At 71.7% G+C, this 13879-nt stretch carries 12 protein-coding genes; 4 read left to right on the top strand and 8 right to left on the bottom strand.

Annotated elements, in window-relative coordinates:
* Positions 1-169: 169 nt before the first annotated feature.
* From ABD832_RS27215 to ABD832_RS27205, 3 genes are all read right to left on the bottom strand, one after another.
* The gene (locus tag ABD832_RS27215; protein ID WP_344900363.1) at positions 170-1357 is read right to left on the bottom strand and encodes a sulfite oxidase; all 1188 of its coding nucleotides are present in this window, start codon (positions 1355-1357) and stop codon (positions 170-172) included.
* Positions 1358-1579: 222 nt separating this feature from the next.
* The gene (gene polX, locus ABD832_RS27210; RefSeq protein ID WP_344900361.1) at positions 1580-3265 is read right to left on the bottom strand and encodes a DNA polymerase/3'-5' exonuclease PolX; all 1686 of its coding nucleotides are present in this window, start codon (positions 3263-3265) and stop codon (positions 1580-1582) included.
* Positions 3266-3480: 215 nt separating this feature from the next.
* Positions 3481-4623, bottom strand: a complete 1143-nt coding sequence (locus tag ABD832_RS27205; RefSeq protein WP_344900359.1) for an FAD-dependent monooxygenase — start codon at positions 4621-4623, stop codon at positions 3481-3483.
* 97 nt (positions 4624-4720) lie between these two features.
* On the opposite strand from ABD832_RS27205, the gene ABD832_RS27200 reads away from it, so the two are divergent.
* The gene (locus tag ABD832_RS27200) at positions 4721-5323 is read left to right on the top strand and encodes a TetR/AcrR family transcriptional regulator (protein WP_344900357.1); all 603 of its coding nucleotides are present in this window, start codon (positions 4721-4723) and stop codon (positions 5321-5323) included.
* A gap of 97 nt (positions 5324-5420) precedes the next feature.
* On the opposite strand, the gene ABD832_RS27195 is transcribed toward ABD832_RS27200, so the two are convergent.
* The 5 genes from ABD832_RS27195 to ABD832_RS27175 all read right to left on the bottom strand — a co-directional run bounded on the left by ABD832_RS27195 (position 5421) and on the right by ABD832_RS27175 (position 10550).
* A complete protein-coding gene (locus ABD832_RS27195) occupies positions 5421-6068 on the bottom strand; it encodes a cupin domain-containing protein (protein WP_344900355.1) in 648 nt (215 codons plus the stop codon).
* 40 nt (positions 6069-6108) lie between these two features.
* Positions 6109-6948 carry a DUF6807 domain-containing protein gene (locus tag ABD832_RS27190; RefSeq protein WP_344900353.1) on the bottom strand — a complete coding sequence of 280 codons (840 nt, stop codon included), beginning with the start codon at positions 6946-6948 and terminating at the stop codon, positions 6109-6111.
* Positions 6939-7967 carry a Gfo/Idh/MocA family protein gene (locus tag ABD832_RS27185; RefSeq protein WP_344901759.1) on the bottom strand — a complete coding sequence of 343 codons (1029 nt, stop codon included), beginning with the start codon at positions 7965-7967 and terminating at the stop codon, positions 6939-6941. The genes ABD832_RS27190 and ABD832_RS27185 overlap by 10 nt, the downstream gene beginning before the upstream one ends.
* A 76-nt stretch (positions 7968-8043) precedes the next feature.
* On the bottom strand, positions 8044-9456 hold the full coding sequence (locus ABD832_RS27180; protein ID WP_344900351.1) for a glycoside hydrolase family 30 protein: 1413 nt from the start codon (positions 9454-9456) through the stop codon (positions 8044-8046).
* A gap of 80 nt (positions 9457-9536) precedes the next feature.
* Positions 9537-10550, bottom strand: a complete 1014-nt coding sequence (locus ABD832_RS27175; RefSeq protein ID WP_344900349.1) for a LacI family DNA-binding transcriptional regulator — start codon at positions 10548-10550, stop codon at positions 9537-9539.
* 196 nt (positions 10551-10746) lie between these two features.
* Between ABD832_RS27175 and ABD832_RS27170 the strand changes: the two genes are divergently transcribed.
* From ABD832_RS27170 to ABD832_RS27160, 3 genes are read left to right on the top strand one after another with little or no spacing between them, the layout of a single operon-like run.
* Positions 10747-12045, top strand: coding sequence for an extracellular solute-binding protein (locus tag ABD832_RS27170; RefSeq protein WP_344900347.1), 1299 nt, complete (start codon positions 10747-10749; stop codon positions 12043-12045).
* A gap of 8 nt (positions 12046-12053) precedes the next feature.
* Positions 12054-13037: a carbohydrate ABC transporter permease gene (locus tag ABD832_RS27165; protein ID WP_344900345.1), complete on the top strand. Its 984-nt coding sequence runs from the start codon at positions 12054-12056 to the stop codon at positions 13035-13037.
* Positions 13034-13858, top strand: coding sequence for a carbohydrate ABC transporter permease (locus ABD832_RS27160; protein ID WP_344900343.1), 825 nt, complete (start codon positions 13034-13036; stop codon positions 13856-13858). Before ABD832_RS27165 ends, ABD832_RS27160 begins: the two co-directional genes overlap by 4 nt.
* Positions 13859-13879: the final 21 nt, after the last annotated feature.

Below are 13879 nucleotides of genomic sequence, written 5' to 3'. Positions count from 1 at the left end.
GACGGGGGAACACGCGTCGCCATCATCACCCCGGCACGTTTCCCTCTCGTTTCCTCCCCGGGACCGGGGCCGCCCTTCCGGGACGGCCGGGCGGCCCGGCCGATCGTCACCGTGAGTAGTCTTCCCCTTTCATGCCGTGGGCATGCCTTCCGGGCGGCACGGGCCGGGGTCATCCGTCCACGACGGTCACCGGGTGGCGGACGACGGCGTCGAAGAGGTAGCCGAAGTCGTTGTGCGGGGTGCGGTCGGGCTGGACCGCGCCGGTCTCGTCGGTGGCGCGGGCCAGCAGCAGGTGCGGGCCGGTCCGCTCCGGCCTCCAGACGACCTGCCAGCGGGTCCAGGCCGCCGCCGTGTTGGGGCCGCGCAACGCGACGCGCTGCCAGTGGGCGCCGCCGTCCAGGCTCACCTCCACGTCGGCGATCCGGCCGCCTCCCGACCAGGACCGGCCGCGCAGCACGTGCGGCCGCCCCGCGGTCAGGGTGGCGTCCCAGGGCAGCTCGAACGCGCTCCTGACGCCCTGCACGGTCAGCGGGGGACCGCCCCCGGGCGGGTAGGCGTCGCCGAACATCCGGTAGAACTCGGTGTTCCACGGCGAGAACAGCGGCGCGGCGGAGACCTCGATGTCGCCGACCCACTTGATCGAGGCCAGGCCGATCCAGCCGGGGACGACCAGCCGTACCGGATGGCCGTGGTCGGGCGGGAGCGGCTCGCCGTTCATCTCGTAGGCCAGCAGGACGTCGTGCATCGCCTTGGCCACCGGGATCGGGCGGCGCACCCGTCCGTAGTCCACGCCGTCGTCGGTCACGTAGACGGGGTCGAGCCCGCGGGCCATCACGTCGACGGCGTCCGGGGTGAGGCCGGACCGTTCCAGCACGGTGGCCAGCGGCACCCCGCGCCAGCGGGCCACCCCGATGCCTCCCAGGCCCCAGGGGGTGCCCTCGGCCCGGCGGTGCTGCTGGGAGGCGAACAGGCTCCGCCCGTTGCCCGCGCACTCGATCGCCGCGTCGCGCGTCACCGAGGGCAGCGCGAGCAGTTCCCGGTAGCCGAAGCTCCGCGGGGCGGCCAGGCCGCTGCCGTGCAGGCGCAGCTGCCAGGTCTCCGCGTCGACGATCGGGGTGCGGGTGTGGTTGCGCACGAAGAACCGCTCGTTGGGCACGTGGAAGCCGACGTCCCCCATGGCCTCCCAGCGCATCTCCGCGTTGGTCTCGTGCTCGGTGAACAGCTCCGGCGGCAGCGGCTTGACGATCCCCGGGGCCGGGCGCCCCTCCCGCGCGTCGTCGTCCTCGGTGGTCATCGCGTTCCCGCCCGCCCGGTCGCGACGGTAGGCGGTCTCGTGTCGGGTCTTCTCGTACGGCATCCGGCACCACCCCTTCTTCTACATCTATTTCCTACCAGGAAACCCGGTAATAGCGAAGGACGGAACGCTTCTGTCACCCCTCTCGTTTCGTCCCGGCCGATGGACCCGGCCGCCCCGGCCACCCCGGGTGCCCCGACCGGCCCGGGGACGCAGCGGACGCAGCGGACGCAGCGGACGCCGGGGACGCCGAAGACGCCGAAGACGCAGCGGACCTCCGCCATCTCAGCGCCCCAGGAAGGCCAGCAGCCGTTCCAGCGGCCAGGTGTTGATCACATCGTCGGCGGTGAGCCAGCCGCGCTGGGCGACGCCGATGCCGAAGCGCTGGTTGTCCAGGTGCGGCACCGCGTGGGCGTCGCTGTCGACGGAGAACCTCACCCCGTGGTGGCGGGCCAGCCGCACCAGGTCCGAGGGCAGGTCGGAGCGGTCGGGGAAGGAGTCGATCTCCATCGCGGTGCCGGTGCGGGCCGCGGCGCGGAACACCTCGTCCCAGTCGGCGTCCACCGGCGGGCGGATGCCGATCCTGCGGGTGGTGGGGTGGCCGATGATGTGCACGTTCGGGTTCTCGCAGGCGGTGACGAACCGCCGGGTCATCTCCTCGCGCGACTGGTTGAAGTGCGAGTGCACGCTGGCCACGCAGACGTCGAACCCCTCCAGCACCTCGGCGGGCCAGTCGACCGAGCCGTCCGGGGCGATGTTCAGCTCGCTGCCGTGCAGCAGCCGCATGTCCGGGTACCGCTCCTGCAGCGCGCGCAGCCGCGCCCGCTGCTCCAGGGCCTTGTCCAGGGTCATCCGCTGCATCGCCAGGTCGGGCGCGTGGTCGGTCACCGCGTAGTAGGAGTACCCGCGGGCGTGGGCGGCGGCGACCATGTCCTCCAGCGAGGCGATACCGTCGGTCAGGTCGGTGTGGGTGTGCAGGTCGCCCCGCAGGTCCTCGACGGTGACCAGCACGGGCAGCTCGCCGGCGAGCGCGGCGGGGATCTCGCCCCCGTCCTCGCGGAGGGTCGGCGGGATCCACGGCATGCCGAACGCCGCGAAGACCTCCTCCTCGGTCGCGGCGGCGATCACCCGTTCCCCCTCGAACAGGCCGTACTCCGAGAGCTTCCAGCCCTTCTTCACGGTGATCTCCCGCAGGTGCACGGTGTGCTCCTTGGAGCCGGTGAAGTACATCAGCGCGGCCCCCCACGACTCGGCGGGGATCAGGCGCAGGTCGACCTGGACGCCGTGGGCGGTGCGGATCGAGGTCTTCTTCGGGCCGGAGGCGACGATCTCCGCGACGTAGGGCTGCGCCTTGAAGTCGTCCATCAGCGACTCGGGGCCGACCGCGAGGACGTCGATGTCGCCGACGGTGTCCTTCATCCGGCGCAGCGACCCGGCGTAGGCGATCCGCTCGGCGCCCGGCAGCGAGGCGATCACTCGCTCGGCCAGGTCCATGGCCGTCCCGGTGTGCATCCTGGCGCTGTTCTCCGCCAGGTGCTCGACTCCCCGCAGGAGGTTCTCCAGGGTCTTGGCGCCGAAGCCCTTGACCCCCTCCAGGCGTCCCTCCTGGATGGCCTTCGCCAGCGCCTCGGGGGAGTCGATGCCCAGTTCCTTGTAGAGGAAGACGGCCTTCTTCGGCCCCAGCGAGGCCACCCGGGTCAGCCGCCGCACCCCCTGGGGGACCTTCTCGCGCAGCTCGTCGAGCTGGCGGAAGCCGCCCCGCCCCAGGTACTCCTCGACCTTCTTGGCGATCGCCTCGCCCACCCCGGGCACGCTCCGCACCGGTACGGTCGTGATGTCCTCGGCCAGGCCGGCGATCGCCTTGGCCGCCTTCTGGTAGCTGCGCACCCGGAAGGCGTCGCCGCCGTTCATCGCGAACAGCTCGGCGTACTCCTCCAGGGCGGACGCGACGTCGTCGTTAGCTCGTGCCATGCCCACAGCCTAGAAGGCGGTGCGGATCACACGGTGGACGCGGTACGGGCGCGCCAGGTGGCCGATCCCGGCCGGAGGGGCCGGTGACGGCCGGCAGGCCCCCGGGAAGGCGCCTCGCCCACCGGAGGGACCGGTGACGGCCGGCGGGCCTCCGGAAGGCGCCCGCTCATCGGACCGGGCCGGTGCCGGCGGCACGCCCGCGGACGTCGCCGGCGTCAGGCCGGGTAGGTCTTAAGCCGTATGCGGTCGCCGGTCTCCTCCGGGACGGGCTCGGCGAGGACGTCGGGCATCGTCCGGCCCGATACCCCGAAGAGGTGGTCGGCCACCTGCTCGCCGATCAGCTGGTTGCCCTCGACATAGGCGCGCATCTCGCGCTCGTAGGCGTCGAAGGCCTCGCGGTACCCGCCGTGCGCGCTCGCCAGCTCGCCGGCCAGGACGTACGCGCCGACCAGTGCCTGGGAGGTCCCGAGCCCGGAGGTGGGGGCGGCGCAGTGGGCGGCGTCGCCGAGCAGGACGATCCGGCCGTCCGACCAGCCGTCCATCCGCACCTGCGCCGAGGTGTCGAACCAGAAGTCGGACGCCTCGTCCATCAGCCGCAGCAGCCGGGGGATCTCCCAGCCGTCGTCGGCGAACCGTTCGGCGACGATCCTCTTCTGGGCGCCGGTGTCGTGCCGGTCGTAGGCGAGTCCGTCGGCGGCGAAGGAGAGGCTCACCCTCGCCTCGGTGTTGGACCGGGCGCTGAAGACGTTCACCGACTTGCCGGGGGCGCTGTAGAGCAGTCCGCTGTGGTCCAGGCCCAGGTAGTTGGCGGTGGTGAAGACGCCTCCGTACAGCCCCAGGGGCCGCAGGTAGCGCGCCTCCGGGCCGAAGGCGAGGGATCTGACGACCGAGTGCAGCCCGTCGGCTCCCACGACGAGGTCGAAGACGCGCGGCTCGCCCCGCTCGAAGTCGGCCCGCACACCGTCGGCGTCCTGGGAGAGGGCGGTGACGGAGTCGCCGAAGACGTACTCGGCACGGTCCCGGGTCAGGTCGTACAGGACGCGCGTCAGGTCACCCTTGAGGATCTCCAGCTCGCCGGAGAACACCGTGGACGGCAGGGTCGCGTACGGCAGGCCGTCGGGGCCGATGAGCGTGGCGTCGCCCATGCGGGTGCTGTGCCGCCGTACCTCGGCCATGACGCCCATCCGTTCCAGCACGTCCACGGCCGGGCCGCGGAAGTCCACGGCGTAGCCGCCGTCGCGCAGGGCCGGTGCCCGCTCCACGACGGTGGGGCGGAAGCCGTACCTCAGCAGCCAGTGGGCCAGGGCGGGGCCGGCGACGCTCGCGCCGGAGATCAGGACGTTCCCGTTGTTCGTCATGCCGCCGACGGTAGCGACTTTTTGTCCAAATGGTCAAACCGCTTGGTTTATCCATATGGTCTAACCGTTTGGTCCACGCATCGGTAGGATCGGTGGCATGGGGAATCGTGAGGATCTGCTCGCCGGGGCCAAGCGCTGCCTGCTGGAGAGGGGATGGGCCCGGACGACCGTCCGCGACATCGCCGAGGCCGCCGGCGGGGTGAGCCACGCGGCCATCGGGTACCACTTCGGGTCCAGGGAGACACTGCTCGTCGAGGCGTTCGTCCAGGCCATGGAGGAGTGGGGGGCCGAGATCGACCGGGCGCTGGGCGCCTACGCCGGCCCCGGGGCGACCCCCGCGCAGCGCTACGAGGCGCTCTGGACGGAGATGATCAGGTCGTTCACCACGCACCGCAAGCTCTGGATCGCCAGCGCCGAGGCGTTCGTGCAGGCCGAGCACTCTCCCGAGCTACGCGACCGGCTGGCGGCGGGCCAGCGGGAGGGTCGCCGCGGCACGGCGTCCGCGCTGGCCGGGGTGGACGAGGACGCCGTCCCGGAGCGGACCGTGCGCACCCTCGGCTCCGCGCACCTCGCCCTGATGAACGGGGTCATGATGCAGTGGCTGCTCGACCCCGATCACGCCCCCACCGGGCCCGAGGTGGTCGAGGGCCTGCGGGCCCTCATCGGGTCCGTGGCACCGGACGCCCCGGCTCCGGCGTGATCGCGAAGGACGGGCCCGGATCCGCCTCGCTCGTGAGGGCAGCGGTGACGGCGGCGGTGACGGGGGCGGTGACGGGGGCGGTGACGGGGGTGGCGTCCTACGGGACGGGGTAGGTCAGCAGGTGGCCGCACATGCCGTCGCGGGGCACGGCGGGGACCCGGTCGACCCCGGCCTCGCGCAGGTGGCCGAGATCACCGGCGCGCAGGGCGTCCAGCCGCTCCCCGGTCTCCTGGGCGGCGCGCAGCGGTCCCTGGCGCCAGCGGGACTCGAAGGTGTCCAGCCGGGGCGCGAGCAGCCGCGCGGCGGCGTCCAGGAAGGCGGCGAAGGCGTCCCGGCCCCCGTCGCGGAGCGTGAGGAACCCCTCGACGGCCAGGTCCCGGCGCTCCTGCGGGTCCGAGCCCACGGCCTCGGCGTACCGGCCGGGGTCGGCCAGGACGTCGGAGGGGAAGGTCAGGACGGCGTCGCCGGCCTCGGGCAGGCCGCTGTTCTGCATCAGCACCACGATGCGCAGACCGCCGTCGTTGACCAGGCGGTGGACGGTGCCGGGGGTGAACCGGACGACCTCGCCCGGGGCCAGCGAGGTCTCCCGGTAGCCGCTCCAGGTCAGGGTCTGCACGGTGCCGGAACCGGCCACCACCACGTACGCCTCGGAGCAGAGGGTGTGCAGGTGCGGGGAGCCGCCCCGCAGGCCGTCCGGGGCGGGCCCGTCGTAGACGGACAGGCCGCTCACGCCGACACCGAACACGGCTCCTCCTTCGCGCTCGTCCCGCCCGCACCCGTCCCGCTCATCCCTGCGCCGGCCACGGGTGCTCCTTCACGTACGCCTCCAGCCGGTCGCGGTCCCACGCGCCGGTGGCCACCGTCACCCGGTAGCGCAGGCGCAGCGTGTCACCGGGCGGCAGCAGGAGCGGCTCGTGGAAGGCGATGGAGGGGTTGACGGCCGCGAACGGCGTGGTGCGGACGAACCAGACGGTCGGCAGGGCGCTGCGGAACAGCAGGGTGGAGGACCGGTCGACCTCGTCGTGCCTGCCGGCGTAGGCCAGCCACTCCGACTCCCGGCCCATCATCTCCGGCCCGTCGCCGCGCTCGGCGATCACCGTCCCGTGCTCGAAGGAGCGCGGCCCGCGCCAGAACAGGCCGCAGTAGCCGGCCATCGGGCGGCCGTTGGTGGTGGGACTGCCGAAGACCAGGTCGGCGCCGCGCACGTTGACGATCTCCGTGGACAGCTCCAGCGTCCAGGAGTCCTCCTCCACGTCGCGCACCTCGAAGGTCCGGAGCTCGTCCACCCAGTGCTCGCCGCCCTGGGTGTGCCAGGTCAGGCGCTCCACGCCGGGGGAGGGGAAGTCCTCGTGCCGCATGGTCCCGTTGTTCGGCAGGTCCACGTACCCGGCGGCCTCGCGGACGTAGCTGCCGCCGCCCCAGAAGTTCTCCCCCGACAGGTCCGAGACGGTGAACTGCAGCCCCCGGTGCCAGCGGTGGTCGTGCGGGCGGTAGGCGCTGACCACGTCGCCGGCCGTGGTGCGGATCGGGTGGAAGTACGGTTTCGGTGACTCGAAGACCGGTGTCTCCGGCACGTACACGTAGCGCAGGATCGGCACGCCGCGCTCGGTGAGGGTCAGCTCCATCCGCGTCCGTCCAGTCGGTCGTAGAAGGGGTGGCCGGGGACGAGGTCGGCGCGGAGCACGGGCCGGCCGGTGGCCGCCGAGGCGTACAGGCCGGTGATCAGCTCCAGGGCCCGGCGCCCGTCGGCCCCGCCCATGGGCGGGGGCCCGCCGCGCTCGTAGGCGTCCAGCAGCTCGGCGAGCTGGGCCTCGTGCGAGCTGGGCAGGTCCTCGGGAGGGTTCCACAGCGCCGAGGTGGAGCTCCAGTCGGCGTTGCGGTAGCCGTACAGGTGGCGCAGCTCCACGGTGGCCTCGGTGTAGTCGAAGCGCAGGTAGCTCTCCTCGCGCCGCGACAGCACGCTGTTGACGACCGAGGCCATGGCGCCGGAGTCGAACCGGACCGTGGCCATGGAGACGTCCTCGGTCTCGATCCGGCGCTCCAGCGTGCCGGTCATCGCGCGGATCTCCGTCCAGTCGCCCAGCACCGAGAGCATCAGGTCCATCTGGTGGATGCCGTGGCCCATCGTGGGGCCGCCGCCCTCGGTCTCCCACCGGCCGCGCCAGGGCACCTCGTAGTAGGCGTCGTCGCGGTACCAGGTGGTCACGCAGAGCGCGACCAGCGGGCGGCCCAGCTCGGGCGCGAGCGCGCGCAGGTGCCGCGCGCCCGAGCCGAAGCGGTGCTGGGAGACGACCGAGGCGCGGCCGGCCCCCTCGGCCGCCGTGATCAGGTCGTGCTCGGCCAGCGACAGGCAGGCGGGCTTCTCGATCCACACCCAGGCGCCCGCCTCCAGGCAGGCCACCGCCTGCGCGGCGTGCAGGTGCGGGGGCGTGCACAGGTGGACCAGGTCGGGCCGCTCGGCCTCCAGCATCTCCTCCAGCGAGGTGTACGCCCCCTCGACGGAGTGCTCGGCGCAGAACGCCTTCACCCGTGCCTCGTCCACGTCCACCGCGGCCACCGGCCGGACCCGGTGGGCCTGGGAGCGCAGCGCGGGCAGGTGGCAGATCCCCGCGATGCCGCCGGTGCCCACCACCGCCGCCCGGATCACCGCCCTCCCCCCGCGATGCTCCGCGGCAGGGGGGACGTTCCGGGCGAAGGTGACGGGGGGAGGCTCATGATCCTCATCGTACGACCACGGTCGTCAGGGAGCGGGGCGGCAGGACGAGGTCTCGGCCGCCTCGCAGGCCCGGCAGCGGGGTGGCGGTGAGCGAGTGAGCGGTGTCGGTCAGGTAGGAGGTGGCCCGCCCCGGCCTGGTGGTGACCTTGGCGGAGACCTCGGTGGTGGCGGTGTTGAGGATCTCGACGACCTCCGAGCCGTCGGCGTTGCGGAAGGCGGTCACCTTCAGCGCCGGGTCGGGCGCCTCGGCGGCCAGCCGGACCGCGCCGGGCCGGATGAAGCGGCTGTAGGCGGCCAGCGCCCACAGGCGCTTGGCGACGCGGTAGGTGGAGGTCGCCTGGTCGATCTGGATCATGCCCCGGGTGGTGCCGCGCGAGGCGCCGAACCAGAAGACGTAGCCGGAGACCCCGCCCACGGTGAACGAGTCGTGGATCTGCTGGGCGACCGCGAAGCCGTCGTAGCCGCTGCCGTCGTCCCAGGCCTCGTTCCAGGTGTCGCCGTTGGGCGACCACTCCGACATCCAGGTGGGCCGGTCGGTGGGCAGCGGGCCGTCCACCGGGCTGACGTAGGGGTGCCCGGTGTGCGTGGCGACCCACCGGCGCGCGATCGGGTCGGCCTCGATGGCCTTGGTGTACTCGCGCTGCTGGGCCCACCCGGCGGCGTCGCAGCAGGCGACCTTGATGCCGGCGCGGGCCGCGACCGGGCCGAGCACCTTGACGAAGTCCGCGGCCTCGGCCGGGGTGAACCGCATCGAGGCGTAGGAGACGGTCAGGTCGGGCTCGTTGGTGAACCCCAGGTCGGTGACGCGGATGCCCTCGCGGGCGTAGAACTTCGCGTACTGCACCAGGTAGTTCGCGTACGCCTTGCGCCACTCCGGGAGCAGCGAGCCGCCGTTGCTGTCGGAGCCGTTGTCCTTCATGTAGCCCGGGGCGCTCCACGCGTCGGCGTAGAAGCGCTTCACGCCGTACCGCTTGGCCTCCTTGGCCAGCCACACCTGGCCGCCGTCGTCGCCGTCCCAGACGTACTTCGGCGGCGCGTCCGGGCCGCCCGGGTCGACGGGCTGGATGGAGGACATCAGGTCGTACGGGCTGCCGGTGGGGGAGGAGCCGATGCCCAGGCGCAGGATGCTCAGCCCGGCCCCCTTGGTGGGGCTGAGCCACAGGTCCAGGATCTCCCGCTGCGACGAGGCGGGCAGCGCGCGGACCAGCTCGTTGCGCCGGAACGCCTGGGAGAAGCCGAAGCCGTCGATCCGCTGGAGGGTCCGGTGGCGCTCCAGGCGGATCTCCGGGGCGGTCCCCGAGCCGGTCCGCGCGGCGGTCGTGCCGGCCTCGGGCCCGGCCTGGGCGGCGGCCGGGACGGAGCCGAGCAGGGGGAGCAGGAGGATCGGTACCAGTACTGTCCTGCGACGTCGAGACATGCGGGAACCCGCTTTCCGAAACTTTCACAAGATTACAGATACTTTTCGTGTGAGTACCGTAGACGTCACGCGGATGAGCGTCAACGCCCGGCCGGTGGCGAGGTGCTCTCCCGCACGACGAGTTCGGTGGCCAGCTCCACCCGCCGGGGCTCGCGCCCGCCCGGGGACGGGTCGAGCACCATCCGGGTGGCCAGCGCCGCCATCTCCTGGAGCGGCTGGCAGACCGTGGTCAGCGGCGGCCAGGCCGAGCGCGCCAGCGGCAGGTCGTCGAAGCCCACCACCGACAGGTCGCCGGGCACCCGCAGGCCGCGCCGCCTGGCCGCCTCCAGCACGCCGAACGCCTGCATGTCGCTGCCGGCGAAGATCGCGGTCGGCGGGTCGGGCAGGGAGAGCAGCTCGTGCCCGCCGTCGCGTCCGGAGCCGACCAGGAAGTCGCCGTACCCGATGAGCGCGGGGTCCACCGGAACGCCCGCGGTCTCCAGCGCGGCGCGGTAGCCGTCGACGCGGGCCCGGCTGCACAGCATGCCGGGCGGGCCGCCGATCATCCCGATCCTGCGGTGCCCCAGCTCCAGCAGGTGGCGGGTGGCGGCCAGCCCGCCGTGCCAGTTCGTGGCCCCGACCGAGGCGACCCCGGCCGGCGGCTCGCCGTCGGGGTCCACCACCACGAAGGGGATGGACCGGGCGGCCAGCCGGTCGTGCCGGTCGGCGCTGATCCGCGAGCCGACCAGGATGGCCCCGTCGGTGTGCCGGGCGGCGATCCGCTCCACCCAGTCCCGGCCCGGCCCGGCGCGGTCGTGCAGGACCGAGATCACCACACCGGCGCCGACCTCGCGGGCCGAGGCCTCCACCCCGCGCACCAGCTCCATCGCCCACGGGCTCTCGATCTCGGTGAACACCAGGTCCACCAGCCCGGCGGGGCCGTCGCCCTGGCCGCCCCTGCGCCGGTAGCCGTGCTCGCGCAGCAGCCGCTCCACCCGCTGCCTGGTCGCGGGGGCGACCTCTGGCCTTCCGTTGATGACCTTTGAGACGGTGGGCGCGGAGACCCCTGCCCGCTCGGCGATATGGGCGATCGTCACGCGCCTTGTGGTCGACATGAGCCGAATACTAAACGAAAACTTTCGGGAACCTCACCATCCCTACCGGGAGGGACACCGGGACGGGAGGGACACGGGATGGGATCACTACCTCGGCGACTATTGACGCGTAACCGCCATTTTACCTATTCTCCGGGTCACGAAATATTCGGGGTACATATGAAACTTTCTAGCCTCACTCCCGAAAGGGGATCCCATGCTGAGTCGGCGAGGCGTGGTGGCTCTGGCGGTATCGACGCTGCTTCTCGGAGCTTGCAGCACGAGCGGAGAAGGTGGCGGGGCCACGTCCGGTGCGGCCGCCGGCTCTGAAAAGGTCACCTTCGAGTTCTGGAACCTGGCGACGGCAGAACCGATGAAGACGTTCTGGGCGGAGCGCATCAAGGAGTACCAGGCGGCCCACCCGAACGTGACGATCAAGAACATCGCCATCGAGAACGACTCCTACAAGCCCAAGCTGGCCACGCTCACCCAGTCGGGCAAGGCGCCGGACCTGTACTCCACCTGGGGTGGCGGCGTCCTGAAGCAGCACGTCGAGGCGGGACTGGTCAAGGACCTGACGTCCGACGCCGCCGACGTCATCGGCGGCATCACCCCGGCCGCCCTGTCCGCCTACCAGTTCGACGGCAAGACCTACGGGCTGCCCACCGACATCGGCATGGTCGGGTTCTGGTACAACAAGGCGCTGTTCAAGAAGGCCGGCATCACCGAGCCCCCCACCACCTGGACCGGGTTCCTGGACACGGTCAAGAAGCTGAAGGCGGACGGGACCACCCCGATCGCCCTCGCGGGCAAGGCCAAGTGGCCGGGCCACTACTACTGGTCCTACCTGGCCATGCGGGTGGCCGGGCTGGAGGCGTTCAAGCAGGCCGGCACCAGCAACGACTTCACCGGTCCCGACTTCGTCGCCGCCGGCCAGAAGCTCAAGGAACTCGTCGACCTCCAGCCGTTCCAGAAGGGCTTCCAGGGCGCCGACTACTCCACCCCCGACGGCCAGGCCGCGACCATGGGCAACGGCAAGGCCGGCATGGAGCTGATGGGCCAGTGGGCCCCGTCCGTGCAGAAGGACTCCGGCAAGGGCCTCGGCGACGACCTCGGGTTCTTCACCTTCCCCGCGGTCGAGGGGGGCAAGGGGGCACCCGGCGACGCGTTCGGCGGCGGCGGCGGCCTGGCCGTGGGCGTCAACGCCCCGCCCGCGGCGCTGGACTTCCTGAAGTTCTCGCTCAAGGCGGAGAACCACAGCAAGGCCGTCAAGGCGGGCGGCGTGCTGCCCGTGCTCAAGCAGGGTGAGGAGGCGGCCGTCACCGACCCCCACGTCAAGACGGTCTCCGAGACCCTCGCGGCCGCGACCGGCTTCCAGCTCTACCTCGACCAGGAGTACCCGCCGGCCGTCGGCCAGGAGATCAACGACTCCGTGGCCGAGCTGATCGGGGGCACCAAGACGCCCGAGGAGGTCGTCAAGAGCATCACCGAGACGGCCAAGGCGGAGTCGGAGTAGCCGCCCGGATGAAGACGATGACAGGGCCGGACGCGCGTCCGGCCCTTTCCCCCGAGGGACCCGCACCGGCGCGAAGGCGCGGGCGCGGGTCCCGGCGGGGGCGCGGCTGGGTCACCGCGATCCTGTTCGTGCTCCCCGCGCTGGTCCTGTTCGCCTTGCTGGTGCTGGCCCCGATCCTGGTGGCCGGCTACACCAGCCTCTACAAGTGGAACGGCATCGGCCCGCCGAGCAACTTCGTCGGCCTGGACAACTTCACCCGGCTGTTCGCCAGCGACATCTTCGTCGGCGACCTGCGCAACGGCGGCATCCTGATCGTGCTGGGCCTGCTGGTGCAGCTGCCGCTCTCGCTGGGCCTGGCGGTGATGCTGAACCAGCGGATCCGCGGGCGGGCCTTCTACCGGCTGCTGTTCTTCGCGCCGTACATGCTCTCCGAGGCGATCATCGGCGTGCTGTTCTCGCTGATCCTCTCGCCCGAGGCGGGCCTGGCCAACCGGATGCTCGTCTCCTGGGGTCTGGAGCCCTGGACCTGGCTGTCCGAGCCGGACACCGTGATGTTCTCGCTCTTCCTGGTGATCACCTGGAAGTACTTCGGCTTCCACATGATCCTCTACCTGGCCGGCCTGCAGGGCATCCCCAGGGAGCTGAGCGAGGCGGCCAGGATCGACGGCGCCGGCAGCTGGAACGTGTTCCGCCACGTCACCCTGCCGCTGCTCGGCCCCACCATCCGGGTCAGCGTCTTCCTGTCCATCATCGGCACCATCCAGCTCTTCGACCTGGTCTGGATCCTCACCGGGGGCGGTCCTTCGCACGCCTCCGAGACCATGGCCGTCAGCATGTTCGAGTACGGCTTCAAGCGATCCCAGATCGGCTACTCCAGCGCGATCAGCGTCGTGATGTTCCTGATCAGCCTCGTCTTCGCCCTCGGCTACCAGCGGTTCGTCCTGCGCCGGGACCTGGAGGGGGCCAGCACCACCATGGGAGACCGCCGATGATCGCCCGGCTGCGCACGTTCCCGATCCACGCGATCATCTGGGTCGCGGCCGTCTTCATCGTCGTGCCCTTCCTGTACGGCCTGCTGGGGGGTTTCAAGACCTCCGACCAGCTCTCGGGCAACCCGCTGGGCCTGCCGTCGCCGTGGGTGACCGGCAACTACACCGACGTGATCCTCTCCGGCACGTTCTGGCGCCAGTTCCTCAACAGCCTGTTCGTCGCGGTCGTCACGACCGTGCTGGTCGTGGGCCTGTCGGCGATGGCCGCCTTCGCGTTCGCGCGGTTTGCCTTCCGGGGCCGCGAGTTCCTGTTCACGCTGTTCGCGATCGGGCTGATGTTCCCGTTCGCGGTGGCGATCCTGCCGCTGTTCGTCCTGCTGCGCACGTTCGGCCTGCTGGACAACCCGCTGGGGGTCATCCTGCCGCAGGCCGCGTTCGGCCTGCCGCTGACCGTCATCATCCTGCGGACGTTCTTCCGGTCCATTCCCCGGGAGGTGGAGGAGGCGGCCATCATCGACGGCTGCACCCCCTTCGGCTTCTTCTGGCGGGTGCTGCTGCCGATCGCCCGGCCCGCACTGGCCACGGTCTCGGTCCTGGCCATCGTGGCCAGCTGGAACAACTTCTTCCTCCCGCTGGTGGTCCTCAACGACCCGAACCTGTGGACGCTGCCGCTGGGCGTCCAGCAGTTCCAGGGGGAGTACATGGCCGACACCGCCAGGATCCTGGCCTACGTCATCGTCTCCATGGTCCCGGCTCTGGCCTTCTACGCCGTCGCCGAGCGTCAGCTGATCAGCGGCCTCACCGCGGGCGCCACCAAGGGCTGATCCCGTCCTCGTTCATCCCCG

Origin of the sequence: Streptosporangium longisporum, assembly GCF_039534895.1 — a bacterium.
In the GTDB taxonomy this organism is placed as follows: domain Bacteria; phylum Actinomycetota; class Actinomycetes; order Streptosporangiales; family Streptosporangiaceae; genus Streptosporangium; species Streptosporangium longisporum.
This window is presented reverse-complemented; position numbering and strand designations above follow the sequence as displayed.

What these genes read in the sequence shown, in the direction of transcription:
- ABD832_RS27180 (WP_344900351.1), bottom strand. Translation starts at nt 9,456, where the DNA reads ATGTCTCGACGTCGCAGGACAGTACTGGTACCGATCCTCCTGCTCCCC.
- ABD832_RS27160 (WP_344900343.1), top strand. Translation starts at nt 13,034, where the DNA reads ATGATCGCCCGGCTGCGCACGTTCCCGATCCACGCGATCATCTGGGTC.
- ABD832_RS27170 (WP_344900347.1), top strand. Translation starts at nt 10,747, where the DNA reads ATGCTGAGTCGGCGAGGCGTGGTGGCTCTGGCGGTATCGACGCTGCTT.
- ABD832_RS27215 (WP_344900363.1), bottom strand. Translation starts at nt 1,357, where the DNA reads ATGCCGTACGAGAAGACCCGACACGAGACCGCCTACCGTCGCGACCGG.
- ABD832_RS27165 (WP_344900345.1), top strand. Translation starts at nt 12,054, where the DNA reads ATGAAGACGATGACAGGGCCGGACGCGCGTCCGGCCCTTTCCCCCGAG.
- ABD832_RS27190 (WP_344900353.1), bottom strand. Translation starts at nt 6,948, where the DNA reads ATGGAGCTGACCCTCACCGAGCGCGGCGTGCCGATCCTGCGCTACGTG.
- ABD832_RS27175 (WP_344900349.1), bottom strand. Translation starts at nt 10,550, where the DNA reads ATGTCGACCACAAGGCGCGTGACGATCGCCCATATCGCCGAGCGGGCA.
- ABD832_RS27200 (WP_344900357.1), top strand. Translation starts at nt 4,721, where the DNA reads ATGGGGAATCGTGAGGATCTGCTCGCCGGGGCCAAGCGCTGCCTGCTG.
- ABD832_RS27205 (WP_344900359.1), bottom strand. Translation starts at nt 4,623, where the DNA reads ATGACGAACAACGGGAACGTCCTGATCTCCGGCGCGAGCGTCGCCGGC.
- polX (WP_344900361.1), bottom strand. Translation starts at nt 3,265, where the DNA reads ATGGCACGAGCTAACGACGACGTCGCGTCCGCCCTGGAGGAGTACGCC.